We start from the raw sequence: 25,301 nt of genomic DNA, 5'->3' as shown, positions 1-25,301 counted from the left end.
CACTTTGTTGCCTAATGACGGCTTCGCTTTACCGGACCTACAGGTCGTAGGCCCGGTAAATGAAGCGTCTCCGATAATCATCCCGCCCGAAAAAACGGCTTGTCTCCCAAAATTGTCGCCCGGTGCATAATGCGCCGCTGGGGCAGATAATCCGCATTCGCATAATGCTGCGTCACGCGATTATCCCAAATCGCCACATCGTTGGGCTGCCAACGCCAGCGCACCTGGAACTCCGGTTTAGTGATATGCGCGAACAAAAAGCGCAGTAACGCCTCGCTCTCTTTTTCCGTCACATCGACAATTCGCGTGGTAAATCCTTCATTCACGAACAGCGCCTGCTTCCCGCTCACTGGATGCGTGCGCACCACCGGATGCAGCAGGGGCGGATGCTTTGCCACCGCCTCCAGCCAGCGCTGATGCTCCTCTGGCGTCTGGCGGTATTTATATTCCTGGAAGGATTTACGAAAATCATGCTCTGCCTGCAGGCCGCTCAGCAACTGGCGAAACGGCTCAGATAATGCGTCATAAGCGGCAATCCCGCTGGTCCACAGGGTGTCTCCCCCGGTCGATGGCAGCTCTTTTGCCGCCAGAATCGCACCCGCTGGCGGCGTGTCGATAAAGGTTACATCGGTGTGCCAGTTGTCGTTATCCGGCGGATTATCGTTATGAGTATCCAGCACGATAATCTCTTCAACCCCTTCGGCATGCGGATAGACAGGGTGAATATGCAGATCGCCAAAACGCAGCGCCAGCGCCCGCTGTTGTTGCGGCGTAATCACCTGCTCACGCAGAAACACCACCTGATGGCGCAGTACGGCGTGATAAAGCTGTTCAAACTGATTATCGCTCAGCGGACGCGTCAAATCCGCACCGGTGATTTGCGCGCCAATGTTCGGCCCCAGCGGGGTAATGCTCAGACGTTCACTCATTGTACTTCTCCATGCCAGGGCGTCAGGCGGCGCTGAAGCGCGCGCAGACCCAGTTCTAAAATAAACGCGATAACGGCAATCACCGCGATCCCCGCCAGCACCACATCCGTTGCCAGAAACTCACCGGCTGACTGCACCATAAATCCTAAACCTCGCGTGGCGGCAATCAGCTCTGCTGCCACCAACGTCGACCAGCCCACGCCAAGCCCGATACGCAACCCTGTGAGTATCTCCGGCAATGCCCCCGGCAAAATAACAAACCACAGCACCTGCGTACGGCTGGCTCCCAGCGACTGTGCGGCACGCACTCTCACCTGCTGCGCGCTTTTAACCCCCGCCAGCGCCGACATCGCTACAGGGGCGAAAATCGCCAGATAGATCAGCAGGATCTTGGAGGTCTCACCAATGCCAAACCAGATCACCATCAGCGGCAAATAGGCCAATGGCGGAACCGGACGATACAGTTCAATGATCGGATCGAGAATGCCGCGCATCGTCGGACTCAGCCCCATAGCGATCCCAACCGGAACGCCGAGCAGTACCGCCGCCAGCAGCGCGATAACAATACGCGTCAGGCTCGCCGCCAGATGCTGCCACAGCGTGGCATCCATAAACCCCTGCGGCCCGGCAATAACCATCAGTTTTTGCAAAACCTGGCCCGGCGGGGGTAAAAACAGCGGACTGATTAACTGCAGCGCCGCCACCGTCCACCACACAGCCAGAATGACGACCAGCGTACCAAAGCTTAAGGTAATCTGCCGCGAGAACGGCCAGCGCCAATTCAGCGCGCGCTGGCGACGGGGTTTATCATTAATCACCACGCTCATGAGAATGCCTCCCGTTGTTCAAAGACACGACCTAACACATACTCGCGCATGGCGATAAACTGCGGGTCGGACTTAATGCTGCGGCTCGGCTCTCCGGCCACAAAGCGACGAGCGAAATTCAGCGGCAGACGCTCCAGTACCCGGCCAGGGCCTGGCGACAGCAATACCAGCTCCGTTGCCATAAAAACGGCTTCTTCAATATCGTGGGTAATCAACAGCACCTGTTTGCCAGTCTCATGCCACAACTTCAGCAGCAGGGTTTGCATCTGCTCGCGGGTAAAGGCGTCGAGCGCGCCAAAGGGTTCATCCAGCAACAACAGCTGCGGGTTGGCAGCCAACGCCCTCGCAATGCCGACGCGCTGACGCTGACCACCAGAGAGCTGCCAGATAAAACGTTTTCCCGCATCCTCCAGCCCAACTTTCTGCAACATCTCCCGCGCGATTCGTTGACGTTGGGGCTTCTCCATCCCCGCCAGTTGCAGCCCGAAGGCCACGTTGTCCTGCACGTTGCGCCAGGGCAGCAGGCCTTCGTTCTGGAACACAACCCCGCGCTCTGCGCCTGGACCTTCAACTTTGTTGCCCGCCAGCATAATGCTGCCATGCTGATACGGCACAAACCCGGCAATCAGATTTAACAGCGTGGTTTTTCCGCAACCAGAAGGTCCGAGTACCACCAGCAGTTCGCCACTATCGAGCGTCAGGTTGATATCTTCCAGCACCGGTTTTCCACCGTAGCTGGCGGCAAGATGAGAGATTTGCAGCATCAGCGCCTCCTTATTTATTGCACGAAGCGATCGGTCACATACTGGCTGTAATCCGTCGCGACGGCGGGGACTTTGCCCTGCTCTTTGAGGAACTGCGCGGTGTCGATAATCGCTTTATTCACCGGGCCGGTTAGCTCAGCGGTTTGCTGTTGTGCCGTCAAATAGGTGTTACCTTTCACCAGCCCTGGCACATCCGCCTCCGGTACGCCACTCAAACGCGACAGTTTGCTGATATTCTCCGGCTGTTTCAGCCATTCATCGGGATTAGCGATATAAGGCTGCTGGGCGTCGATGGCGCTTTTGGCAAAGGCTTTCACCACCTCAGGATGCTTCTCGGCAAAATCTTTGCGCACCACCCACACGTCCAGCGTCGGTGCGCCCCACTCGCCAACCTGCGATGAGTCGGTTAATACCTTGCCATCTTTTTCCAGCGCGTTTACCGCAGGCGCCCAGACATAAGCACCATCAATATCTCCGCGCTGCCAGGCGGCAATAATCGCGGGTGGCTGCAGGTTCACAATCTCCACCTGCCCTGCTTTGATACCCCAGTGTTTCAACGCCGCCAGCAGGCTGTAATGGGTAGTGGAAATAAACGGCACGGCAATGCGTTTACCAATCAAATCTTGCGGTTTACTGATGTTTTTCTTCACCACCAGCGCTTCAGAATTGCCGAGTTTTGACGCCAGCAGGAAAACCTCAATAGGCACCTGCTGGCTGGCAGCGACCGCCAGCGGGCTGGAGCCAAGATTACCGATCTGCACATCACCGGATGCCAGCGCACGGACGATGCTCGCACCGCTGTCGAATTTGCGCCAGTCAACGGTAGCCCCGCTCTCTTTAGCAAAGGTGTTATCCGCCTGCGCCACTTTAGCGGGTTCAGCGGAGGTCTGATAAGCAACGGTGACGTTCACCGCCTGTGCCTGAAATGCGATGAATGCCAGTGCGGCAAGTAGTGCGTTACGCGATGAAATAGCCATGATTGTCTGCTCCCCTGTCTTGTTATGGGGGCAGTATTTCGTTGCGGCACAATTTGATAAAGGAATTAAAAATTCTGGCTAATAGCGATCTGTTTTTAGAAAAAAAGCGGCAATGCTTAGCCCGGAAATGCATTTGATTGCAGGCCGGCAAATTATTGCGATTTTGTTACATTCGTTACATATCCGCGCCACGGGGATTGCCAGCGCGGCGCTGGCAGGCATCATAGATGCCATTGTCAGGCAAGAGAGCAAGATCATGATTCATGTTGTGCTGGTGGATGACCATGTGGTGGTGCGTTCCGGCTTTGCGCAATTACTCAGTCTCGAAGACGATCTCAACGTTGCTGGCCAGTACAGCAGCGCGGCACAGGCGTGGCCTGCATTACTGCATGATGACGTCAACGTTGCGGTGATGGATATCGCCATGCCGGATGAAAATGGCCTGAGCCTGTTAAAACGACTGCGGGCGCAGAAGCCCGGTTTTCGCGCCATTATTCTCAGCATCTATGACTCACCCACGTTTGTGCAAAGCGCACTGGATGCCGGTGCCAGCGGTTATCTGACCAAACGTTGCGGACCGGAGGAACTGGTGCAGGCGGTACGATCGGTTGGTATGGGCGGGCATTACCTGTGCGCCGACGCGCTACGGGCGCTACGCGGCGGCGAACAGCCCGCGCAGGTACTGGAGGTACTGACCCCGCGCGAGCGCGAAGTGTTTGATCTGCTGGTCAAAGGCGACAGCGTAAAAGAGATCGCCTTCAAGCTCGACCTCAGCCATAAAACGGTGCACGTTCATCGTGCGAACGTGCTGGGCAAACTGCAATGCCACAGCACCATCGATCTGGTGCATTTTGCACTCGACCACCAGTTGCTGACGGGGCATTAATGTCACGCAGCCTTCGTCATGGGGTTATTTCTCTGTTTATTCTGCTGGCCTGGGGATCGGGCTGGCTGATGCTGTGGACGCTGGGTTTTACCTGACCCACAACGGCCAGCAGGCAGCGCTATTCCTGCCGCACGGCGTCTATCTCGCCCTGCTAATCCTGCTTTCTCGCCGTTACTGGCCCGCGCTGGTACTGCCGCCGATGCTGATGCTGTTCTGGCTGCACAGCGAGCAATTAGTGAATGGCTATATCCTGCTGGCTGCGCCGTTGATTAGCCTGATCCCGGCGAGTATCGGCCAGTCATACTGGCACCGCTTCCCCCTTTACTGGCAGCGCTTAACGCTGCTGCTGGCCGCGGTGACGATCACGTCATTGCTCAATACCCTCCTGCTTTCACCGTTTATCCAAAGCCCGGCAACGTTAATTGGCCTGGCATCGTTTACTGGCGGCGTACTGCTGACGCCGTTTGTCTATCTGATCTATGAGTTTCTGCGCCAGCAGCACCGCTATCATTTGCTCGGACTGGATACCACCAATCCCCCCCTGCGTACCTCGCTTATCATCTGGTGCAGTCTGTTTTTCATTATTGGCATAGGTACCCAGATGGTGCTGTCACCAGAGATCGAGCGCCTGCTGCTAATCGTGGTGTTCTTACCGAACGTGGTGATGGCGTGGAAATTTGGCTGGCAGGGCGGCGTGTTGTCCGGACTGCTCGGCAGCATGATGATCACCATCGCCCGGCAAATCGGCGTCGGGTTCAGCAATTTACTGGAGTTGGAGATTTTCCTCGCCACCCAGGCGCTGCTGGGCATAGGGCTGGGGATCGCTATCAGCCGCCAGCAGCATCTGGCGCAAAACCTGCACCATTATCGCCAGCGTCTGGAAGCCGAACTGGCAGCGCGACGCGCGCTGACCGAACAACTGATCCGCACCGAGGAAAATACGCGCAAAAGCCTGGCGCGGGAGCTACACGACGAAATTGGTCAGAACATCACCGCCATTCAAATTCAGTCGCAACTGGTCAAGCGCGCGCCGGGTCGCGAGCAAACGCTTGAAGCGGCAAATCAGATCAACGACCTTGCCCGGCGCATTCACCACTCCACCCGCCAACTGCTGCGCCAGCTACGACCGCCCGCGCTCGATGAACTGGCCTTTAAAGATGCACTGCATCATCTGGTGAATGAATTTGCCTTTGCCGAACGCGGCATTCGCTGTTGGTTTGACTATCAGCTTGAAAATACGCCAGAAAATGAAACGGTGCGTTTCACACTGTATCGCCTGCTGCAGGAGTTGCTCAATAACGTCTGTAAACATGCCGACGCCAGCGAAGTGTCGATTACGCTGCGCCAGCAGGAACACCGCGTATTTCTGCACGTCGCTGACAACGGTGTAGGTATTCTCGCGGAGAAAATCCCCGGGTTCGGTATCCAGGGGATGCGTGAGCGGGTCAGCGCCCTTGGCGGCGAACTGACGCTCGAATCGAACAACGGCACGCGGGTAATTGTTAACCTGCCCACAAATTTGCAACAAATCAGCCGTTAACCAGGAAAAAGTCTTAGTCACTGCGGACTTTATCTCATCCCATTTTGCTTTCACTTTCCTATAGTCAGCACAAACGGAGGCTGCCATGCATGCACGTGCATCACGCGAAACAGACCAACAATACCGGGCGCTACGCCCCCGGCTGCTGATGTGTATGGTGATTGGGTACGCCGCGTTTTATCTGACGCGCAAAAGTGTTAACTACGTCCTCCCGGCGCTGCAAACGGATCTGGGTCTGGATAAAGGCGATATCGGCCTGCTGGGATCGCTGTTTTATCTGACCTATGGCCTGTCGAAATTCACCGCCGGGCTATGGCACGACAGCCACGGACAGCGCGCGTTTATGGGCATTGGCCTGTTTGCCACCGGCGTTTTAAACGTGCTGTTCGCCTTTGGTGAATCGCTGACGCTGCTCCTGGTGGTCTGGACGCTGAACGGATTTTTTCAGGGCTGGGGCTGGCCGCCCTGCGCCCGACTACTGACTCACTGGTACTCGCGCAACGAACGCGGCTTCTGGTGGGGCTGCTGGAATATGTCGATCAACATCGGTGGGGCCATCATCCCGCTGATTAGCGCCTTTGCCGCCCACTGGTGGGGTTGGCAGGCAGCCATGCTGGCGCCGGGAATAATCAGCATGGCGTTAGGCATCTGGCTCACCCTGCAACTGAAAGGCACGCCCCGGGAAGAAGGCTTACCCACGGTTGGGGAATGGCGGCAAGACCCGCTGGAGTTGCGTCAGGAGCAGCAAAGCCCGCCGATGGGACTGTGGCAAATGTTACGCACCACCATGCTGAAGAACCCGATGATCTGGCTACTCGGTGTGTCATATGTGTTGGTCTATTTGATCCGCATTGCGCTCAACGACTGGGGCAACATCTGGCTGACGGAAAGCCACGGTGTGAACCTGCTCAGCGCCAATGCCACGGTAATGCTGTTTGAAGTCGGCGGCTTGCTGGGGGCGCTGTTTGCCGGATGGGGATCGGATTTGCTGTTCAGCGGTCAGCGTGCCCCAATGATTTTGCTGTTCACACTGGGGCTGATGGTCTCCGTCGCCGCGCTGTGGCTGGCGCCGGTGCACCACTACGCGCTACTGGCAGTGTGTTTCTTTACCGTGGGCTTTTTTGTGTTTGGCCCACAGATGCTAATTGGCCTCGCGGCCGTGGAATGCGGACATAAGGCGGCGGCAGGTTCAATTACTGGTTTTCTCGGGCTGTTCGCCTATCTGGGGGCCGCGCTGGCGGGTTGGCCGCTGTCGCTGGTCATAGAACACTACGGCTGGTCGGGAATGTTCAGTTTGCTCTCGGTTGCCGCTGTCTTTATGGGTTTATTGCTGATGCCATTGCTCATTGCGGGCATTCCCCCTTCTCTCAGTCAAAGGATAAAACAATGAAACTGACGCTTACCTCTACCCTAATTGCCTCCGCTCTGACGCTGGCAGCCTTCAGCAGTGCAGCTCAGGCGCAGGGTCGTCTGGTGGTGTATTGCAGCGCCACCAACGAAATGTGCGAAACCGAAACCAAAGCCTTCGGTGAAAAATATGATGTGAAGACTTCATTCATTCGCAACGGCTCAGGCAGTACGCTGGCGAAAGTGGATGCCGAGAAGAAAAACCCGCAAGCGGATGTCTGGTACGGCGGTACGCTGGATCCACAGTCTCAGGCCGGTGAAATGGGGCTGCTGCAGCCGTATAAATCACCAAACCTCGAACAAATCATGGAGAAGTTCCGCGATCCGGCAAAAGTAAAGGGCAACCTCTCCTCGGCGGTTTATGTCGGTATTCTGGGCTTTGGCGTCAATACCCAGCGCCTGAAAGAGAAAAACCTACCGGTGCCAAAATGCTGGAAGGATCTGACCAAACCGGAATACAAAGGCGAAATCCAGATTGCTGATCCGCAAAGCTCCGGTACCGCCTATACCGCACTGGCGACTTTTGCCCAACTGTGGGGGGAAGACCAGGCCTTTGACTACCTGAAACAGCTCAACGCCAACGTCTCGCAGTACACCAAATCCGGCATTGCCCCGGCGCGTAACGCCGCCCGTGGCGAAACGGCTATCGGCATCGGTTTCTTGCACGACTACTCGCTGGAAAAAGAACAGGGCGCACCGCTGGAACTTGTCTCACCGTGCGAAGGTACCGGTTATGAAATCGGCGGTGTCAGCATCCTGAAAGGCGCGCGCAACCTCGATAACGCCAAACTGTTCGTTGACTGGGTACTGTCGAAAGACGCGCAGGAGTTGGCGTGGAAGAAAGGTAAATCCTATCAGATCCTGACCAACACCACCGCCGAAACGTCCCCTAACTCGCTGAAGCTCGACGACCTGAAGCTTATCAATTACGACATGGATAAGTACGGCTCGACCGACGTGCGTAAAGCCCTGATCAATAAGTGGGTCAGCGAAGTGAAGATGGGTAAATAACCCCAGATTTGCGTTCATTTGCCGGATACGGCCTCAACGCCATATCCGGCCTGAAATACCGGAACCGCTATGTCACACACACTTGCACTCCATCCCGTGAAAAAACGGGATGCGATATTTCTTTGGATTTTACTCGGCTGGCTGGCGTTTGCCCTGCTGCCGAGCTGGAGCCTGGACTACGGTCTGCTGGAATCGACGCGCGAAGAAATTCTCGCCGCCTACGGCTGGTCACAGTTCAATATCAGTTGGCTCTGGTATCTGCTGCCAAGCCTGCTGCTGGTGCGCCCGTTCCATGAAGCCAGACGCGAACAGCGCAGCCGCCATTATTTTGACGCGGGCTGGGCGTTTTTCTGTATGGCGTTTATCGTCGCCAGCGCGACTATTGAGGGACGCGGCTTAGGCTATGCCACCATCGTGCTGTTTGTGGCACTTGGCGCGATCATGACCCTGGCGCTCACCCGTTTGGAATGGCTGGGCGGCGACCGTTTCGTCATCGGCTCGCTCACCGCGATTGTCGCGCTGATCGGTATTTTTATCGTCTGGCCAAGTATCGCTATTTTCATTCCGATGTTCACCAACGACGCCGGAGAATTTGCTCCGCTGGCGTTTATGAATGTGCTGTCGCAGGCGCATATCATTCAGGTGATCCTCAACTCGATTATGCTGTCGATTGCCGTCGGCGTCGGCTGTACCTTCTTTGGCCTGGTGCTGGCTATCTACACCACCCGTATTGCGAAACGCAGCGCCATTATTGGACGTATTTTCTCGATTCTGCCGATCGTCACCCCGCCGTTTGTTGTGGGTTTAGGCGTAACGCTGATGATGGGACGCTCCGGTTACATCACCGAATTTATGGTCGAATGGTTTGGTTTGACCAACACCAACTGGCTGTACGGTTTTACCGGCATCTGGCTGGCGCAGGTGCTGGCCTTCACTCCGATGGCGTTTATGATCCTCGACGGGGCGATCAAAACCATTCATCCGTCGCTGGAGGAGGCGTCATACACCCTGCGCGCCAGCCGCTGGCAAACCTTTAACGGCGTGTTTGTCCCGCTGCTAAAACCGGCGCTGGCAAACGCCTTTTTAATTGTGGTGGTGCAGTCGCTGGCCGACTTCAGTAACCCGCTGGTGCTTGGCGGTAACTTCGACGTGCTGGCAACGCAAATCTACTTCTACATCACCGGTTCCCAGCTCGACTACCAGGCCGCCAGTACGCTGGGTGCCTTCCTGTTACTGTTCTCGCTGCTGGTGTTCTGCGTGCAGTACATGTGGATTGGTAAACGCTCGTACGTCACCGTTTCCGGTAAATCCTATCGGGGCGACGTGCAGCCGCTGCCGGTAACGCTGGTATGGAGCGTGGTCGCGCTGCTGGCGGTGTGGATTGCCTTTAACGCCCTGCTCTACGGCAGCATTTTCTACGGCAGTTTCACCGTTAACTGGGGCGTGGACTACACCCTGACGCTGGCCAACTTTACCAAACTGTTCGGTCAGGGAATGAGCGACGGCGCGTGGCCTTCACTGCTCGACACCCTGCTCTACGCCGGGATTGCCGCGCCGATCACCGCTATCTTTGGCCTGCTGATCGCATGGGTTGTGGTGCGTCAGCAGTTTAAAGGCAAAAAAACCATCGAGTTCACCACTATGCTGTGCTTTGCCGTTCCGGGCACCGTAGCGGGCGTATCGTACATTCTGGCCTTTAACAGCGCCCCGGTATACCTCACCGGCACCGCCGCCATCGTGATTATCTCAATGGTGATGCGTAACGTCCCGGTCGGTATCCGGGCAGGCATTGCGGGCTTAGGCCAAATCGATAAATCGCTGGATGAAGCCTCGCTCAGTCTGCGTGCCGGTTCCCTGCGCACCATTACGCACATCCTGTTGCCGCTGCTGCGCCCGGCGATCCTCTCAGCGCTGATCTACAGCTTTGTGCGCGCCATTACCACCGTCAGCGCCATTGTGTTCCTCGTCACGCCGGATACCCGCGTGGCCACGGCCTACATCCTGAACCGCGTAGAAGACGGCGAATACGGCGTGGCGATTGCCTACGGTTCCATTTTGATCGTGGTGATGCTGGCGATTATTTTCATCTTTGACTGGCTGATCGGTGAATCACGTACCTCCCGTTCAAAAGCCAAAAACCAGGCGTAATGGAGCGCACTATGACTCAGAAAAATTTCGTTGAACTGCGCAACGTCACTAAACGATTTGGCAGCAACACGGTTATCGACAATATCAATCTCACCATTCCGCAGGGGCAAATGGTAACGCTGCTCGGCCCGTCCGGCTGCGGTAAAACCACCATCTTGCGTCTGGTTGCCGGGCTGGAAAAACCGAGCGAAGGACAAATTTTCATTGATGGCGAAGACGTTACCCATCGTTCTATTCAGCAGCGCGATATCTGTATGGTGTTTCAGTCATATGCCCTGTTCCCGCACATGTCGTTAGGGGAGAACGTCGGTTATGGCCTGAAGATGCTCGGCGTGTCGCGCGCGGAGGTGAAAACCCGCGTCAAAGAGGCGCTGGCGATGGTGGATCTGGAAGGATTTGAAGACCGCTTTGTCGATCAGATCTCCGGCGGTCAGCAGCAGCGCGTGGCGCTGGCCCGTGCGTTGATCCTCAAACCGAAAGTGCTGCTGTTTGATGAACCGTTAAGTAACCTGGACGCCAACCTGCGTCGCAGTATGCGCGACAAGATCCGCGAGCTGCAAAAGCAGTTTGATATCACCTCGCTGTACGTCACCCACGATCAAAGCGAAGCCTTTGCGGTTTCCGATACCGTATTGGTGATGAACAAGGGACACATCATGCAGATCGGCTCGCCGCAAGATCTCTATCGCCAGCCCGCCTCCCGCTTTATGGCGAGCTTTATGGGCGATGCCAACCTGTTCCCGGCCACCTTCAGCGACAGATACGTTGATATCTACGGCTATCATCTGCCGCGCCCACTGCACTTTAGCGATCAAGGCGAGGGCATGGTAGGCGTGCGCCCGGAAGCGATCACGCTCAGCGACCGCGGCGAAGAGAGCCAGCGCTGCGTAATCAGCCATGTCGCGTATATGGGACCCCAATATGAGGTCACGGTGGAGTGGCACGGACAGGAGATTTTATTGCAGGTCAACGCTACGCGTCTGCAGCCGGACGTCGGCGAGCAGTATTATCTCGAAATCCATCCGTACGGCATGTTTGTGCTGGCGGATGCGGCATAAAGTGTTACCCATGTTTCCGGTTCATACCGTATCGCCATCTGGCAAAAAATGCCCGATGGCGGCTTACGTCTTATCGGGCCTGGGCCTGAACTTTTAACGCGGCAATATCCGCAGGCGTGGTGCGACAGCACCCGCCAATCAATCGTGCGCCAGCGGCCTGCCACTGTGGCAGATAATCGGCCAGTTGCGCACAAGACTCACCGTGATGATGCCAGGTTTTGCTCGCGGCATCGTACTGCTCGCCCGAATTCGGATACACCACCAGCGGCAGCGCCGTTAAGCCGTGTAAATGCTGCAACGCAGCGGTGGTGTTTTCCAGCGCAATGCAGTTAATGCCTAACGCCACCACCTGCGGATAATCCGCCAGCAACGCGACCACGTCACGCAGCGGCGTACCGTCGCTCAGGTGCTCGCTGTCACGCAGAGTAAATGAGAACCAGGCACGCGCACGCGGGTACGCGGTCAACAGCGCAGCCAGTGCGCCAATCTCGACAAAATTCGGCAGAGTTTCGCAGGCCAGCAGATCGGCCCCGGCATCCAGCAATGCTTCCACGCGCGGGCGATGAAACGCCTGGAACGCCTCGGCGCTGCGCTGGTAATCGCCACGGTATTCAGAGCCGTCCGCCAGATACGCGCCGTAAGGTCCGACAGATCCCGCCACCAACAGCGTGCCCGCTTGCGGGTTCTCTGCCAGATACGCTTCACGCGCTTTACGCGCCAGCTCCACGCTTTTGCCAATCAGCGCTTTCGACTGCGCTTCATCCAGGCCACGCGCGGCAAAGCCCGCCGGTGTCGCCTGATAGCTGGCGGTGATCGCGCATTGCGCCCCCGCCCGGTAATAATCAAGATGCACTTCGCGGATAAGCTCCGGGTTTTCTACCAGCACTTTGGCTGACCACAGGCTGTCGGCTAAGTTACACCCTCGCGCTTCCAGCTCCGTCGCCATCGCGCCATCCAGTAACAGGACATCCTGTTTCTCAAGGAGAGCGCGTAACGGATTATTCTGCGACATGTTCTGGCTCCTGTTTTGCGTTACGGGGTTGAGAAAGGAAATATGCACCATAGCACAACGCAACAAACGGTAACCCGCACCACAACGCAATTCTCTGCGCTGGATCGAATGCCAGCCCTACACAGGCCACCAGGCACAACACAAATCCCAATACCGGCACCAGCGGATACCACGGCGCACGATAATGTAATGCACTCAATGCTTTACCCTGTTGCAGATGACGGCGGCGAAAAACAAAGTGCGAGGCGCAGATGCTCAGCCACACCGCCACCACCGCAAACCCGGAGATTGCCGACAGCGCGACAAATACCGTGTCCGGGGCCACCACGCTGGAAAACAGCGCCAGTACGCCGCCGAGCATACTGACCGACAGCGCCGTCAGCGGCACGCCGTTTTTCGTTACTCGCCCAAAACAGGCTGGCAGCGTACGTTCATTCGACAGCGACCAGAGCATGCGCCCGGAGGCATACAGCCCGGAGTTCGCCGCAGAAAGAATGGCTGTCAGGATCACGAAGTTAAAAATATCGGCGGCGTACGGAATACCTACCTTCTCAAACACCAGCACAAACGGGCTTTTCTCCACGCCCGCCTGCTGCATCGGGATCAGCGCCGCCAGCACAAACACGGTGCCGATAAAGAAAATAATCAGTCGCGCGATGGTGGTACGAATCGCCACCGGGATCACCTTGCGCGGATTTTCCGTTTCACCGGCGGCAATACCGATAAGCTCCGTTCCCGAAAAAGCAAAGTTCACCGCCACCATCGTCATCAGGATCGGTAAGCCGCCATGCGGGAACCAACCTTCCGCCGTGATATTACTCAGCCCCGGCGCGGGCGAGCCATCCTGCATCGGGATAAAGCCAAAAATCGCCGCCCCACCAAGGATAATAAAGGCGATGATAGTGACCACTTTCACCAGCGAGAACCAGAACTCCCCTTCGGCAAAAAAGCGCGTGGAGATAACGTTCAGGCCAAAAATAATCACACAGAACACCACGCACCAGACCCATACCGGCACCAGCGGAAACCAGTACTGCATACAGAATCCGGCAGCGGTAAAACTCGAACCAAGCGCCACGGTCCAGGTCAGCCAGTAGAGCCAGGCCACCGTATACCCCGTCGCCGGGCCGAGATAGCGCGCGGCATAGACGTGAAACGCCCCGGTCTCCGGCATCGCGACCGACAGCTCGCCCAGACACTGCATAACCAGCCAGACCACCAGCGCGCCAATCAGATAGGCCAGCAGCGTTCCCGCGGCCCCGGTAGTGGAGATGATGTAACCGGTATTGAAGAATAACCCTGTGCCAATCACGCCACCCAAGGAGAGCATAATCAGGTGACGCGTTTTCATCGTGCGCTTCAGTGGCGCATTTTGTTGTGTTGTTTGCATATAACCTTCCAAACGTATGGACATCTAAACATCCAAAGAAGGTGTGTTATACCGCGTTTGTTAACACAATGCAAAGTCAACCCTGCACCAGACGCAGATGACCGCGCCGGGCGCTTAATATCGGGTGGGGGTTAATTATCAAATATAAAAAGGGCCGCCAGCTCATAACGCCTCCGTTGCCAGGCTTTATATAAACTCTGGCAACGTCATCGCCGGCTGGCGTTCACCCGGAAGTGGGAACCGTATATCCCCACTCATACAACCGAACGATTGTTTATGAGCCACTGGTCGGGATCGGCATCTGCGATTTACGGCTCATCAGGAAAAATACCGCCAGCCCTGCCAGTAAAATGCCCGGCGCAGAAGCTGCCATCACGCCTACCGTTCCAGTGCCGAGCGCTAACATTTTTCCTGCCAGCAGCGGGCCGCTCATCGCCCCCAGACGCCCAACGGCGACGGCGGTACCCACGCCTGTCGCGCGGATCTGCGTGCTGTAAAACAGCGGAGCCAGCGCATACAGCACGCTTTGTCCTCCAGTGGCAAACATCCCCGCCACAAATCCAGCCATCAGCATACCGCTCAATGACGACACCGTCCCCAGCGCCAGCAGCGAAGCCAACATCCCAGTGTAGATCAGAAGCGACATGACCACCGGGCGCAGTTTGTCCATTAACGCCCCGAGAATTAACGTGCCGCTGGCTGCGCCGATTTGCAGAGCAAACATCACGCCAGCCGCCTGCGAGGGCTGAAAGCCCTGCTCCACCAGCAGCATCGGCAGCCAGTTGATCAGCATATACACCACCAGCAGGGTGAAGAAATAGCACAGCCAGAGCAGCAGCGTGGCTGTCGCGGTAGCGGGTGCGAACAGGGCGCGCAACGGCGCGGCGGCCACCTGCGTTTGCTGGGCATAAACCTGTGATTCTGGCAGCCAGCGCATCAACAACGGCACCAGCAGCAGCGGGATCACTCCACCAACCCAGAACACCGTTTGCCAGGCGGCGGCCAGACCGCTAAACCCGAGCGCCGCCGCTAACGCCGCGCCAATCGGCACGCCACAGTACATCAGGCTCACCGCCGTACCGCGAAAACGCGGGCCCGCCGCTTCGGAGGTCAGCGCGATCAGATTCGGCAACGCCGCGCCCAACCCGACGCCGGTCATCAGACGGGCAAACACCAGCGACGAGAAATCCCAGGAAATCGCCGTCGCCAGCGAGAACAGGCCGAACAGCGCCACGGAGGCAATAAGAATGCGCTTGCGCCCATAGCGATCGGCCAGCATGCCGCCCACCAGCGCGCCGGGCAGCAGCCCGAGAATGCCCGCACTGAAGATCCAGCCCATCTGCATTTTATCCAGCGAAAATGCCTGGGCGATACCGACGGCAGCGATCCCGGCGGCCTGTAGATCCAGCCCTTCCATCAGGGCAACTAAAAAGCAAAGCCCGACGGTTAACGTCAGGCGGTAAGATGTGGGGGTACGGGTAGTCATAAGATGTACCTCTGAGGTCACGATGCAGGTGAGTCGCGGCTGATACGTTGCCAGCCGCGTAATCATTTTTATTTGCTATTGCGCAGATCCAGCGCCACGTCGACGATCATATCTTCCTGGCCGCCCACCATTCGGCGTTTGCCCAGCTCAACCAGAATATCGACCGCGCTCAGGCCATAACGCGCCGCCGCCACTTCGCAGTGACGCAAGAAGCTGGAGTACACCCCGGCATAGCCCAGTGCCAGCGTTTCGCGATCCACCCGCACCGGACGGTCCTGCAATGGACGCACCAGATCGTCGGCGGCGTCCATCAGCGCATACAGATCGGTGCCGTGCTGCCAGCCGAGCTTATCCGCAGCGGCGATAAACACTTCCAGCGGCGCGTTGCCCGCGCCAGCGCCCATACCCGCCAGGCTGGCGTCGATACGGTCGCAGCCCTCTTCCACCGCGGCAATCGAGTTCGCCACGCCGAGGCTCAGGTTGTGATGCGCATGCATTCCGGTTTCTGTCTCTGGCTTCAGCACCGCTTTCAGGGCGCGGAAGCGGGCGCGAATATCGCTCATATTCATCGCCCCGCCAGAATCGACCACGTAGATACACGTCGCGCCGTAGTTTTCCATCAGCTTCGCCTGCTGCGCCAGATTCTCCGGCGTGGTCATATGGCTCATCATCAGAAAGCCGACGGTATCCATGCCGAGCTCACGCGCGTACTGAATATGCTGGGCCGACACGTCCGCTTCGGTGCAGTGGGTCGCCACGCGCACCACTCGCGCGCCGGCCTGATACGCGTTTTTCAGGTCATGAAGAGTGCCGATGCCCGGCAGCAACAGCGTGGCGATCTTTGCGTGTTTGACCACGTCTGCAGCCGCTTCAATCCACTCGAGATCGCTGTGCGCGCCAAAGCCGTAGTTAAAGCTGGAACCTTGTAAACCGTCGCCGTGGGCCACCTCAATAGAATCAACCCGCGCGTCGTCCAGCGCTTTGGCAATCTGGCGCACGTTTTCCAGCGAATACTGGTGACGAATCGCATGCATACCGTCGCGCAGAGTCACGTCAGAGATATAGAGTTTTTTACCGTTCATGCTGCTTCTCCTGCCTGACGGGTGAGTGACTGCGCCAGCTGCTCAGCGGTCGCCAGCGCGCTGGAGGTCATAATGTCGAGGTTGCCCGCGTAGGCGGGTAAATAGTGCGCCGCACCTTCCACTTCCAGATACACCGCGGTTTTCAGCCCGGAAAACTGACCAATACCCGGCAGATTCACCGGTTTATCCTCCGGGATGACTTCAAACTGGACGCGCTGTTTCAGGCGATAGCCCGGCACATACGCCTGCACCGCCGCCGCCATGTCATTAATCGACGCTTCAACTTCAAGCTGGGAGGCCGCTTCGCTCAACACATACACCGTGTCGCGCATCATCAGCGGCGGCTCAGCCGGGTTAAGTACGATAATGGCTTTGCCTTTAGCCGCGCCCCCCACCACTTCAATCGCCTTCGAGGTGGTTTCGGTAAACTCGTCGATATTGGCGCGGGTGCCCGGTCCCGCAGATTTACTGGCGATCGAGGCGATAATTTCGGCGTAATGGACTTTTGCCACGCGAGAAACCGCCGCCACCATCGGGATGGTCGCCTGCCCGCCGCAGGTCACCATATTGACGTTCTGCTGGTTAACGTTGGCCTCCAGATTCACCACCGGGACGCAGTACGGGCCGATCGCTGCGGGCGTCAGGTCGATCAGACGGATCCCCGGTTTTACGGCGCGCAGCGCGGCGTCATTTTTCACGTGCGCGCCCGCGCTGGTGGCATCAAACACGATGTCGATGTCGGCGAATTCTGGCATCGCAAGAAGCCCCGTCACCCCTTCATGGGTGGTGGCAACGCCCATACGCCGGGCGCGTGCCAGACCGTCGGATTGCGGATCAATCCCCACCATCACCGCCATCTCCAGACGTACGCCGTGACGCAGAATTTTAATCATCAAATCGGTGCCGATGTTGCCAGAGCCGATAATGGCGACTTTACGCTTACTCATGACTGACTTCCTTTTGTAACCGCCGCTGAAAAGGTGGCGGCAACTGAACCAATACCGTCGATATGGGCTTCGAAACGATCGCCCGCATTCACCGCCACCATCGGGCCTAACGCCCCGGTGAGAATAATGTCCCCGGCACGCAGCGGCTCGCCAAGGCTGGCCATTTTGCGCGCCAGCCACACGGCGGCGTTGATCGGATGTCCCAGACATTCGCTACCGCGCCCGCTGGAAACCTCTTCGTTATTGCGCGTCATTTTCATCGCGCAGTTTTTCAGATCTAATCCTGCCGGACGTTGTGCCGGGCCGCCGACCACATACACGCCACAGGAGGCGTTATCCGCCACGGTATCAACAAACTTGATCGACCAGTCGCGAATACGGCTGCCGACCACTTCCAGCGCGGGTAGCACCCACTCGATGGCGTTGTACAGCTCGTCAAAGGTGGTATCGGCATTGGGCAGATCGCGGTTCAGCACCAGCGCAATCTCCGCTTCAATACGCGGTTGTAGCACGCGGGCAAACGCAATGGTGTCGTTGTCGCCGTAGCACATGTCGGCGAACAGCGTGCCGAAGTCCGGCTGATCGACGCCCAGCTGCTGTTGCACTTTCGGGTGCGTCAGCCCCACTTTGCGCCCGACGACGCGACGCCCTCGCGCCACGTCATACTGCACATTGATACGCTGAATGGCGTAGGCCGCTTCGGCGTTATCCACGCCGATCAGTTCACGCAACGGTGCGATAGCGTCCCCTTTTTCCTCAGCCTGACGTAAATCGGCGGCTAACTGCTCAAGATTAAGATTCGTCATGTCCGTTCCTTAAGGGCGTGCGAGGAAGTTCAGCACCAGCTGGTTAAAAGCATCCGCATGTTCCCACTGTGCCCAGTGCCCGCAGTCGCGGTAGATGTGCAGCTCAGACCCGGCAATCCCGGAGAGCAGGCGCAGGCCGGCGTCCATCGGCACGAAGCGGTCGTTGCGTCCCCAGACAATCAGGGTCCGGGCTTTGATTTCCCCCAGGCACGGGCTGAAATCCGGAAACTGTTTCGGGTTGGCTTCAAGGCTGTGGACAAAGTTTTCCAGGTGATCGCGACGCGACAGCATGTTATTCAGACGCGCCTCAAACAGCGCCTCGGTCAAGTCGCTGGTGTCGAAGACAAAGATCTCCATCATCAGCTTCAGGTTCTCGATGGTCGGTTCGCGGTACAGCTGATTCAGGCGCTTGATGCCTTCGGTCGGCATCGGGGTAAACAGGCTCATGCCCCCCGTCCCGCCGCCCATCAGCACCAGCTTGCCCACACGCTCCGGCCAGCTCAGGGTGAACGCCACGGCACTGTGGCCCCCCATCGAGTTGCCCAGCAGATGGATTTTCTGAATATCCAACTGATCGACCACGCTTTTCAGGATGCGAGCATTAAGATCGGATCGCGAACCGCGGTTAACGATGCCATCGCTTTTGCCCCAGCCAGGACAATCCAGCAGGATCACCCGGTATCCAGCCTCCACCAGCGGATCGATATTGCGGCTGAAGTTCGCCCAGCCCGTCGCACCCGGACCAGACCCATGCAACAGCACGACGGTCTCTTCGCCCTGCCCACAGTCATTGAAATGCACGCGCAGCGTTTCGCCTGCTTCCTGCACCTGCAGAAAACGACTGGTTGCGGCTTCGGTTTGCGGTTGGTAAGTCATGATGTTCTCCTGCATATTCAGTTCTGTTTCAGTTCTGTGTGGTGGCGCTCAGGGAGCCGAATCCAGCGATCCACTCTGGGATCGGGCGGTAATAACGGCCTTCGCTGCGCCAGTTGCCAAAGGCAGAAATAGCGGCGAAGGCAGCAACCCAGGTTTTAACTTCGTGCGTTGATTTGCCCGCCATCGCGGACAGTTCTTCGTTACTGACCGCGTCCAGCTCCTGCAAACGTCCCTGTTCAAGCAGCGTCATAAAGCGGTTATCCCAGACAGGATTAAGCGGATGCAGCGTGTTTTGATCGGCCACAAACTTCTCGGCGGCGCTGATCACCCGCTGCTGGCGCAGCTCGCGCTCGTTTTCAGGCAGTTGTTTGCCGCTGCCGAGCAGGCGGTCGCGCATATGGGCATCAGCCTTCGCCAGCTCCGGGACCGGCGGCTGATGCGACAGGCCGCCGGAGCCTAAAAACAGCACACGCTGATTCAGCGAGCTGGCGAATCGGCCAATCGCTTCACCGAGCATGCGGGTACGCTGAAAGCCCGGCAGCGGCGTGGCGACGCCGTTAATAAACACTGGCAGCACCGGCACGTTATCCAGACCGCCGAGCAAAAACTCCAGCGGCTGCGCGAAACCGTGATCGACCTGCATGTTGTAGGACACGGCGAGATCGATGCCGCTTTTCATTACCGCGTGGGCGCAGGCTTCAGCGAGATCTGTCGGCACCGGCAGTTCCCCCGCCGCGCTACCGAAATCGCCGATCGCCGTAGCGCCTACGCCTAAACAGAACGGCGGCATCACGTCGTAGAAAAATCCGTTGTAGTGATCGGGGGCAAACAGCACCACCAGTTCAGGGTCGAACGCCGCAATACGTGCCCGGGCGCTGGCGATCACACCGTTAACCTCGTCGAGCACGGCCTGCGCCGGGTCGACGTAACCCACCAGCGGCGAGTGGGAAAGACAGTGAAGATAAGCGTGCATATCAGGCCACCTTTTCAGCGGGAATGTGGGCATTAACGCGGGTAAGCGTCATCACCGACGCCAGTTTATTCAGGGTACTACCCAGGGTTTGCGGAATGGCGATGGCGGCCACAAAGCGGTCCGGGCGTATCACCACCAGCGCGGCGTTGTGCTGGGCAAACCACGCGCGCAGGCGGTTTTGCGTATCGCCAATGCGGGTAACGCCGTCGTGGTTATCCTGATCGGTTTGTATCTGTGTATCCGGCACCACCTGGATAAACTGCGTCCCCAGCGCCTGCCACTGTTGGATCTGCGCCTCGCTCATGCCCCACAGCGGGTTACAGCCCCAACCGATCACCGCGAAATTCGGCCCGATGGCGTTGTCGAGCAGCGTCACTTCACCCGATTCCAGCGTTACCTTCGGCTGGATAAACATCTTGCCAACGGGGGAGGTTTTCGCGTCGCCTTCACGCACCAGCGCCCCGGCGTGGTACTGCGGCATCGGCTTAAAGCGCATTTCAAGGAAGTAGCGTTTGACCGGCGGAATGTAGTTCAGCAGCCAGGAAACCCCGTCGCGCACCGCGCCGTGCCAGCGTTTCGGCGGCGCAAGTACGTTGCCTGCGGTCACCGAGAGATCGATCATCGCTTTGGCGTGGTCGCGGCGCTCCTGCTGGTAGGTATCCAACAGCGCATCACCGGCTTTACCCTCAATCACCAGCGCCAGTTTCCACGCCAGATTGAAGGCATCGCGCATGCCGCTGTTGTACCCCTGCCCTTGCCAGACCGGCATAATGTGCGCCGCATCGCCCGCCAGCAGCACGCGGTCAATGCGAAAACGTTCGGCCAGACGTGCGTTATGGGTATATACGCGCTGGCGGATCAGCTCGACGTTGTCCGGGTTCGGCAGCACTTTGCTCAAAAGCTGGCGCATATTCTGCGGTTCGCTGAGCTGCGCTTCGGTTTCCCCCGGCATCACCATAAATTCAAAGCGGCGCACCGCGTGCGGCAGCGCGGCGGAGACATACGGGCGCACCGGATCGCAGCACAGATACACATGCGGCGTGCTGAGCGGATCGTTAGCGATATCCACCACAATCCACTGATTCGGCGCGGTTTTGCCTTCAAATGGCACATTCAGCGAACGTCTGACGTTGCTGGCCCCACCGTCGCAGGCCACCAGCCACTGAGCTTTCACCGTTTCACGCTGGCCATCCGGCGCTTTCAGGTTCAACGTCACTTCACCATTTTGCTGGCTGAAAGCTTCCAGTTCGCGGGAGAACAGGCAGCGCACGTTGGGAAAACGCGACAGCCCTTCCAGCATCACCGCGTCCACCTGCGGCTGAATAAACGCGTTGCGGCGCGACCAGCCAAATTCGTCGGTCATCGGCTGGATATCAGCAAAACAGCGCCCTTTCGGGGTGAGAAAGCGCATCGCATGCCACGGCGTGGTGTGCGGCAGAACATTTTCGACCAGACCGACGGACTGCATGGTGCGCAGCGCTTCATCGTCAATGCCGATGGCGCGAGGATAGTCGATAAGGGTATCGAGCTTCTCCACCACCAGCACCTCAATGCCCATCTGGCCAAGATAGTTCGCCATCATCAGCCCTACCGGACCGGCTCCGGCAATCGCTACCTGCACGGTGTGCTGCACAGCGGGTTGGATATCTGGATTTATTGTTGTCATTTCAGAACCTCACTACTCGGACAAAATGCAATTGCAGACCCTGGTGAGGCGCAATTGTTTTTTGTTAAAAGAATGTGAATAATTTTTTATTGTGCGGTCAGTATAGAAGTGAGTTTTTGCGCTACAATCAAAACATGCCTGGATGTGCACTAAGTGCACAACTTTGTTTTAACTGTAGATTTGTCAATAAATATGAAAAGTGACGACGGTACCGAATACAAAACCGTGCGCGGGTTAACGCGCGGACTAATGTTATTAAATATGTTAAATCGTCTCGACGGCGGGGCCAGCGTTGGCCTGCTGGCAGAGCTGAGCGGCCTGCACCGCACCACGGTCAGGCGACTACTGGAAACCCTGCAGGATGAGGGTTACGTCCGGCGCAGTCTGTCCGATGACAGCTTTCGCTTAACCATTAAGGTCCGTCAGCTCAGTGAGGGATTTCGTGACGAGCAGTGGATTTCTGCGCTCGCCGCCCCGCTGTTGGGAGATTTGCTGCGCGAGGTCATCTGGCCGACCGACGTTTCCACGCTGGATGTGGACGCGATGGTGGTGCGTGAAACCACCCATCGCTTCAGCCGCCTGTCGTTTCATCGGGCGATGGTCGGGCGTCGTTTGCCGCTGCTGAAAACCGCATCCGGCCTGACCTGGCTGGCATTTAGCCCGGAGAATGAACGTCAGGAACTGATTGAAATGCTGGCTTCACGACCAGGAGATGAGTTCCAGTTGGCGCGCGAACCGCTGAAGCTCGACGCCATTTTGAGCCGTGCGCGTAAAGACGGTTTTGGCCAGAACTTTCGCGGTTGGGATCAGGAGGAGAAAATCGCCTCTATCGCCGTCCCCATTCGCAGTGAACAGCGGGTGATCGGCTGCCTGAATCTGGTGTATATGGCCAGCGCCATGACCATCGAACAGGCCGCGGAAAAACATCTTCCGGCCTTACAAAAGGTGGCGAAACAGATAGAAGATGGCGTTGAGTCGCAGGAGATTTTGGTTGCCGGGAGGTGAGATGGATCACAGTTAAGCGGATCATCTGATTAATAGCTGAGATAACTCACTCACCGACCGATATAACACTGTGGCGTCTTGCCCTAAATATATCTTCATCACATAGTGTGCATTCGTTTTCTGCCAGGAGGCTGCATGTTAAAGGTCATTGCCGAAGATTTCATCAAACCTGAGTATATTGAAACCGTTCTCCCTTGGTACCGTGAGCTAATATCGGCGACGAAGAAAGAGCCGCAATGCATTGCTTATGACCTCTATATTGATGAAAAAGATCCGGGGCATTTTATTTTTATCGAAGAATGGCCAAACCACGCGGCTCTCGATGAACATTGTGCCAGTGAGCATTTCCGGCGACTTGTGCCGTTAATCGATCAATACACGCGCCAGGAAGCACGTTACATACTGATGGATGACGTGGTAATTCCAGGTGCCTCGTCAAAATAAAAAAACAGAATGGAATTTGCTATTTGGCTCTAATGGATATTCCCTTCTGACAAAAATACGCATAAAAAAACCGAAACCCCGCTTCTGAAGAGAGCAGGATTTCGGTTTTCATTCACTCTGAAGGGCTTCAGACCTTAAGCAGTTTCACCGTCTCGTCGATATCGATTTCATCTTCCGAGAAGATCAGCGTCGTGCCCTGGAAGGTGGTGATGGCCAGCTTTTTCAGCGTGCGCATTTCACCAGGCTTCACGTCTGATTTCGGTCGGATGCTGTTCATCAGCACACCAACGGACAGCACCGCATTTTCTTTGTCGATACGAGTCTCAGCAGGGACTTCTTCGCTGTAGACCAGGTAAGACTTGATCGCCGTGAGCTTCAGACGCTCACCCGCGATATAGATGTATTTGCTGTCGGGAATGACTTTTACCGCGTAGGCAGATAAGCCTTTGTTGTTGGTGGTAGGCTCAAAGGTCACCGCCGCGTCTTTCTTGATCAGCTCAGGATTAGCAACCTTAATCACATGAAAATAGCGGTTGTCGCCGTTTTCATCTTTGATAAATCCAAAGCCTTTATCTTTAAACCACGTTGTGATTGTTCCGTTCATTGCTGTTTCCGCCTGATTAAACCTATTACTTGTAGAGTATACCTACTCAATTTGCGCGCAGTGTAAAACACAGGCCATGTCTTTGGCTACTCGTTACCCCAACGATTGAGGAACTCCGCGATATCATCGATACGCTGTGCGTCGACTCCAGCCTCGGTTGCCATCTCCTGCTGCGCTTCTTCGCTGATCTCTTCATTGTTCATCAAACGAGTGATCAACTGCTGGAAGTAGAGTGCCAGTGCGTCGCGTTCTGTATCGCTCACCGGCTTTGCAGCTTCAGTCGCGTATTCGTCGGCGATATCATAAAATTTTAGCGGAATGTCGTTGTTCATCGGGTGCCCCGGGGTAAATGCGTGTGCCAGCAGTTGCCTGCCGCGTCTGGTGTGAATGATAGCATTCTTATTTCATGGTTCGCGATATGTTTTATTGGCTGCAATACGTTGCATATAGCAACACTATTTTCTGGAGCCGCTTCGAATTTAATAAATCTACTCTTATTTAAATGACGTTTTTTTCAGTACGAGATAATGGCTGCGAATTAAATAAAGAGTCGCAAAGGAAATATTCAATTACTTTAATTCTAATTACATTATCGAACTCTGCCATCTGCTATTGGCCCAATCTCATCGCTAGTCGCCCATTTGCCCACATTCATCTTCTGGGCAACACTCTACGATGACACCACTGACCCAACATGTGGAGCAAACACCATGAACATCACGCAAATCCGTAACGCCACACAGCGCATCACCTTTGGCGGCGATTAGCCACGTTTTTGCGCCAGCCAGATGGTATGCCCGGCGCAGTGCGGATCTTCCATCACCATCTCTACCACCACAAAACCGTGCGCTGACAGCAATGCGCGGTATTCATCCGGCGCGAGGCTGGAGTGAAACAGCGGCTCGCCCTCAAATTGCCCCATCGCGATACCGTTTTCCGTCCCGCTGGTAAACATCAGCGCGCTGCCGGGACGGCTGAGTCGGTCAAAAATCGGGAACATCTTTTGCTGATCCTGCTGAGTTAAATGGAAAAAGCTGTCCCAGGCGATCAGACCATCGAAAGTCTCGTTAAGTCCCAGCTCGCGCATATCCTGCTCCAGCCAGCGCTGTGCGGGAAAAGAGTGTCGGGCCCGCGCCAGCATCGCCGCTGAACCATCAATTCCCGTAAGCTGAAAGCCTTGCTGAATAAAATAACCAGCAATCGGCTGACCGTTGCCGCAGCCAATATCCACAATGCTGCCCTGTCCGCCCATCACGGTGATGAACTTATCCAGCCAGCTTTTCTCGAACAGTGCGCGTGAACGCTGGCTGGCAAAGGCCTCCGCATGACGTTGGTAGATGGACAGAATGTTGTTTGCCGCAGAGTCGCTCACGATGTCCTCACTTTTTTATTCTGTTAAGCATCACGACGATAAATCCTCCAGCACACGATTTGCAACCCTGGAATGCGCCTCGCAGAACCAA

23 protein-coding genes and 1 pseudogene are annotated in these 25,301 nt (G+C 56.7%); 8 read left to right on the top strand and 16 right to left on the bottom strand.

From position 1 onward, the window contains the following. Window positions 1-77: 77 nt before the first annotated feature. Genes tauD through tauA form a run of 4 tightly spaced genes read right to left on the bottom strand, consistent with a single transcriptional unit; the run spans window position 78 to window position 3,497 of the window. Window positions 78-929 (bottom strand): taurine dioxygenase, encoded by an 852-nt coding sequence (gene tauD, locus N0B36_RS00705; RefSeq protein WP_049270213.1) that lies wholly within the window; start codon window positions 927-929, stop codon window positions 78-80. Further along, on the bottom strand, window positions 926-1,756 hold the full coding sequence (tauC, locus tag N0B36_RS00700; protein WP_016155826.1) for a taurine ABC transporter permease TauC: 831 nt from the start codon (window positions 1,754-1,756) through the stop codon (window positions 926-928). The genes tauD and tauC overlap by 4 nt, the downstream gene beginning before the upstream one ends. Further along, window positions 1,753-2,520: a taurine ABC transporter ATP-binding subunit gene (gene tauB, locus N0B36_RS00695; protein ID WP_103928963.1), complete on the bottom strand. Its 768-nt coding sequence runs from the start codon at window positions 2,518-2,520 to the stop codon at window positions 1,753-1,755. The genes tauC and tauB overlap by 4 nt, the downstream gene beginning before the upstream one ends. A 14-nt stretch (window positions 2,521-2,534) precedes the next feature. Beyond that, the gene (gene tauA, locus N0B36_RS00690) at window positions 2,535-3,497 is read right to left on the bottom strand and encodes a taurine ABC transporter substrate-binding protein (RefSeq protein ID WP_049042255.1); all 963 of its coding nucleotides are present in this window, start codon (window positions 3,495-3,497) and stop codon (window positions 2,535-2,537) included. Window positions 3,498-3,753: 256 nt separating this feature from the next. Here tauA and N0B36_RS00685 point away from each other — a divergent pair, with 256 nt between their 5' ends. The 6 genes and pseudogenes from N0B36_RS00685 to fbpC all read left to right on the top strand — a co-directional run bounded on the left by N0B36_RS00685 (window position 3,754) and on the right by fbpC (window position 11,547). Next, window positions 3,754-4,383, top strand: a complete 630-nt coding sequence (locus N0B36_RS00685) for a response regulator transcription factor (RefSeq protein WP_029139427.1) — start codon at window positions 3,754-3,756, stop codon at window positions 4,381-4,383. Then, window positions 4,383-5,923: pseudogene (locus tag N0B36_RS00680) on the top strand (MASE1 domain-containing protein). Before N0B36_RS00685 ends, N0B36_RS00680 begins: the two are co-directional and overlap by 1 nt. An 85-nt stretch (window positions 5,924-6,008) precedes the next feature. Then, window positions 6,009-7,313 carry an MFS transporter family glucose-6-phosphate receptor UhpC gene (gene uhpC / locus N0B36_RS00675; protein WP_047357663.1) on the top strand — a complete coding sequence of 435 codons (1,305 nt, stop codon included), beginning with the start codon at window positions 6,009-6,011 and terminating at the stop codon, window positions 7,311-7,313. After that, window positions 7,310-8,341, top strand: coding sequence for an ABC transporter substrate-binding protein (locus N0B36_RS00670; RefSeq protein WP_016151983.1), 1,032 nt, complete (start codon window positions 7,310-7,312; stop codon window positions 8,339-8,341). The genes uhpC and N0B36_RS00670 overlap by 4 nt, the downstream gene beginning before the upstream one ends. A 69-nt stretch (window positions 8,342-8,410) precedes the next feature. Further along, window positions 8,411-10,489, top strand: coding sequence for an iron ABC transporter permease (locus N0B36_RS00665; RefSeq protein WP_019076131.1), 2,079 nt, complete (start codon window positions 8,411-8,413; stop codon window positions 10,487-10,489). An 11-nt stretch (window positions 10,490-10,500) separates the two neighbouring features. After that, window positions 10,501-11,547: a ferric ABC transporter ATP-binding protein gene (gene fbpC, locus N0B36_RS00660; RefSeq protein WP_049270222.1), complete on the top strand. Its 1,047-nt coding sequence runs from the start codon at window positions 10,501-10,503 to the stop codon at window positions 11,545-11,547. 70 nt (window positions 11,548-11,617) lie between these two features. Here the strand turns inward: fbpC and mmuM are convergent, their stop codons facing one another. The 9 genes from mmuM to N0B36_RS00615 form a co-directional block, all read right to left on the bottom strand. Then, window positions 11,618-12,559 carry a homocysteine S-methyltransferase gene (gene mmuM / locus N0B36_RS00655; protein WP_047497862.1) on the bottom strand — a complete coding sequence of 314 codons (942 nt, stop codon included), beginning with the start codon at window positions 12,557-12,559 and terminating at the stop codon, window positions 11,618-11,620. Then, the gene (gene mmuP, locus N0B36_RS00650; protein WP_259685246.1) at window positions 12,546-13,949 is read right to left on the bottom strand and encodes an S-methylmethionine permease; all 1,404 of its coding nucleotides are present in this window, start codon (window positions 13,947-13,949) and stop codon (window positions 12,546-12,548) included. Before mmuP ends, mmuM begins: the two co-directional genes overlap by 14 nt. A gap of 274 nt (window positions 13,950-14,223) precedes the next feature. After that, window positions 14,224-15,435: a 3-(3-hydroxy-phenyl)propionate transporter MhpT gene (gene mhpT / locus N0B36_RS00645; protein ID WP_047357704.1), complete on the bottom strand. Its 1,212-nt coding sequence runs from the start codon at window positions 15,433-15,435 to the stop codon at window positions 14,224-14,226. A gap of 68 nt (window positions 15,436-15,503) precedes the next feature. Continuing rightward, window positions 15,504-16,517, bottom strand: a complete 1,014-nt coding sequence (mhpE, locus tag N0B36_RS00640; protein ID WP_016151976.1) for a 4-hydroxy-2-oxovalerate aldolase — start codon at window positions 16,515-16,517, stop codon at window positions 15,504-15,506. Beyond that, window positions 16,514-17,464: an acetaldehyde dehydrogenase gene (mhpF, locus tag N0B36_RS00635; RefSeq protein WP_259685242.1), complete on the bottom strand. Its 951-nt coding sequence runs from the start codon at window positions 17,462-17,464 to the stop codon at window positions 16,514-16,516. Before mhpF ends, mhpE begins: the two co-directional genes overlap by 4 nt. Beyond that, the gene (gene mhpD / locus N0B36_RS00630; protein WP_016151974.1) at window positions 17,461-18,270 is read right to left on the bottom strand and encodes a 2-keto-4-pentenoate hydratase; all 810 of its coding nucleotides are present in this window, start codon (window positions 18,268-18,270) and stop codon (window positions 17,461-17,463) included. Before mhpD ends, mhpF begins: the two co-directional genes overlap by 4 nt. 9 nt (window positions 18,271-18,279) lie before the next feature. After that, window positions 18,280-19,146, bottom strand: coding sequence for a 2-hydroxy-6-oxonona-2,4-dienedioate hydrolase (mhpC, locus tag N0B36_RS00625; protein WP_259685241.1), 867 nt, complete (start codon window positions 19,144-19,146; stop codon window positions 18,280-18,282). A gap of 28 nt (window positions 19,147-19,174) precedes the next feature. Then, the gene (mhpB, locus tag N0B36_RS00620; protein WP_016151972.1) at window positions 19,175-20,119 is read right to left on the bottom strand and encodes a 2,3-dihydroxyphenylpropionate/2,3-dihydroxicinnamic acid 1,2-dioxygenase; all 945 of its coding nucleotides are present in this window, start codon (window positions 20,117-20,119) and stop codon (window positions 19,175-19,177) included. A 1-nt stretch (window position 20,120) separates the two neighbouring features. Then, complete coding sequence (locus tag N0B36_RS00615) at window positions 20,121-21,785, bottom strand: bifunctional 3-(3-hydroxy-phenyl)propionate/3-hydroxycinnamic acid hydroxylase (RefSeq protein WP_259685239.1); 1,665 nt, start codon at window positions 21,783-21,785, stop codon at window positions 20,121-20,123. Window positions 21,786-21,977: 192 nt separating this feature from the next. Between N0B36_RS00615 and N0B36_RS00610 the strand changes: the two genes are divergently transcribed. Together N0B36_RS00610 and N0B36_RS00605 are read left to right on the top strand one after the other, a co-directional pair. After that, window positions 21,978-22,790 carry a DNA-binding transcriptional regulator gene (locus tag N0B36_RS00610; protein WP_046275638.1) on the top strand — a complete coding sequence of 271 codons (813 nt, stop codon included), beginning with the start codon at window positions 21,978-21,980 and terminating at the stop codon, window positions 22,788-22,790. Between the two features lie 135 nt (window positions 22,791-22,925). Next, on the top strand, window positions 22,926-23,234 hold the full coding sequence (locus tag N0B36_RS00605) for a putative quinol monooxygenase (protein ID WP_046275619.1): 309 nt from the start codon (window positions 22,926-22,928) through the stop codon (window positions 23,232-23,234). A gap of 127 nt (window positions 23,235-23,361) precedes the next feature. Here the strand turns inward: N0B36_RS00605 and N0B36_RS00600 are convergent, their stop codons facing one another. From N0B36_RS00600 to N0B36_RS00590, 3 genes are all read right to left on the bottom strand, one after another. Then, on the bottom strand, window positions 23,362-23,838 hold the full coding sequence (locus N0B36_RS00600) for a cold-shock protein (RefSeq protein ID WP_016151966.1): 477 nt from the start codon (window positions 23,836-23,838) through the stop codon (window positions 23,362-23,364). An 86-nt stretch (window positions 23,839-23,924) separates the two neighbouring features. After that, a complete protein-coding gene (locus tag N0B36_RS00595; protein WP_019076120.1) occupies window positions 23,925-24,170 on the bottom strand; it encodes a DUF2543 family protein in 246 nt (81 codons plus the stop codon). Window positions 24,171-24,601: 431 nt separating this feature from the next. Continuing rightward, complete coding sequence (locus N0B36_RS00590) at window positions 24,602-25,210, bottom strand: class I SAM-dependent methyltransferase (RefSeq protein ID WP_259685230.1); 609 nt, start codon at window positions 25,208-25,210, stop codon at window positions 24,602-24,604. Window positions 25,211-25,301 lie beyond the last annotated feature (91 nt).

It is taken from the genome of Citrobacter sp. XY323, assembly GCF_025106035.1.
Classification (GTDB): Bacteria; Pseudomonadota; Gammaproteobacteria; order Enterobacterales; family Enterobacteriaceae; genus Citrobacter; species Citrobacter braakii.
The sequence above is the reverse complement of the archived record's forward strand: the minus strand, read 5'-3'. Positions and strand labels throughout refer to the sequence as shown.

Bases quoted from the DNA above. Each gene is read 5' to 3' on its own strand.
- tauD (WP_049270213.1), bottom strand. From the start codon at position 929: ATGAGTGAACGTCTGAGCATTACCCCGCTGGGGCCGAACATTGGCGCG.
- tauC (WP_016155826.1), bottom strand. From the start codon at position 1,756: ATGAGCGTGGTGATTAATGATAAACCCCGTCGCCAGCGCGCGCTGAAT.
- tauB (WP_103928963.1), bottom strand. From the start codon at position 2,520: ATGCTGCAAATCTCTCATCTTGCCGCCAGCTACGGTGGAAAACCGGTG.
- tauA (WP_049042255.1), bottom strand. From the start codon at position 3,497: ATGGCTATTTCATCGCGTAACGCACTACTTGCCGCACTGGCATTCATC.
- N0B36_RS00685 (WP_029139427.1), top strand. From the start codon at position 3,754: ATGATTCATGTTGTGCTGGTGGATGACCATGTGGTGGTGCGTTCCGGC.
- uhpC (WP_047357663.1), top strand. From the start codon at position 6,009: ATGCATGCACGTGCATCACGCGAAACAGACCAACAATACCGGGCGCTA.
- N0B36_RS00670 (WP_016151983.1), top strand. From the start codon at position 7,310: ATGAAACTGACGCTTACCTCTACCCTAATTGCCTCCGCTCTGACGCTG.
- N0B36_RS00665 (WP_019076131.1), top strand. From the start codon at position 8,411: ATGTCACACACACTTGCACTCCATCCCGTGAAAAAACGGGATGCGATA.
- fbpC (WP_049270222.1), top strand. From the start codon at position 10,501: ATGACTCAGAAAAATTTCGTTGAACTGCGCAACGTCACTAAACGATTT.
- mmuM (WP_047497862.1), bottom strand. From the start codon at position 12,559: ATGTCGCAGAATAATCCGTTACGCGCTCTCCTTGAGAAACAGGATGTC.
- mmuP (WP_259685246.1), bottom strand. From the start codon at position 13,949: ATGCAAACAACACAACAAAATGCGCCACTGAAGCGCACGATGAAAACG.
- mhpT (WP_047357704.1), bottom strand. From the start codon at position 15,435: ATGACTACCCGTACCCCCACATCTTACCGCCTGACGTTAACCGTCGGG.
- mhpE (WP_016151976.1), bottom strand. From the start codon at position 16,517: ATGAACGGTAAAAAACTCTATATCTCTGACGTGACTCTGCGCGACGGT.
- mhpF (WP_259685242.1), bottom strand. From the start codon at position 17,464: ATGAGTAAGCGTAAAGTCGCCATTATCGGCTCTGGCAACATCGGCACC.
- mhpD (WP_016151974.1), bottom strand. From the start codon at position 18,270: ATGACGAATCTTAATCTTGAGCAGTTAGCCGCCGATTTACGTCAGGCT.
- mhpC (WP_259685241.1), bottom strand. From the start codon at position 19,146: ATGACTTACCAACCGCAAACCGAAGCCGCAACCAGTCGTTTTCTGCAG.
- mhpB (WP_016151972.1), bottom strand. From the start codon at position 20,119: ATGCACGCTTATCTTCACTGTCTTTCCCACTCGCCGCTGGTGGGTTAC.
- N0B36_RS00615 (WP_259685239.1), bottom strand. From the start codon at position 21,785: ATGACAACAATAAATCCAGATATCCAACCCGCTGTGCAGCACACCGTG.
- N0B36_RS00610 (WP_046275638.1), top strand. From the start codon at position 21,978: ATGAAAAGTGACGACGGTACCGAATACAAAACCGTGCGCGGGTTAACG.
- N0B36_RS00605 (WP_046275619.1), top strand. From the start codon at position 22,926: ATGTTAAAGGTCATTGCCGAAGATTTCATCAAACCTGAGTATATTGAA.
- N0B36_RS00600 (WP_016151966.1), bottom strand. From the start codon at position 23,838: ATGAACGGAACAATCACAACGTGGTTTAAAGATAAAGGCTTTGGATTT.
- N0B36_RS00595 (WP_019076120.1), bottom strand. From the start codon at position 24,170: ATGAACAACGACATTCCGCTAAAATTTTATGATATCGCCGACGAATAC.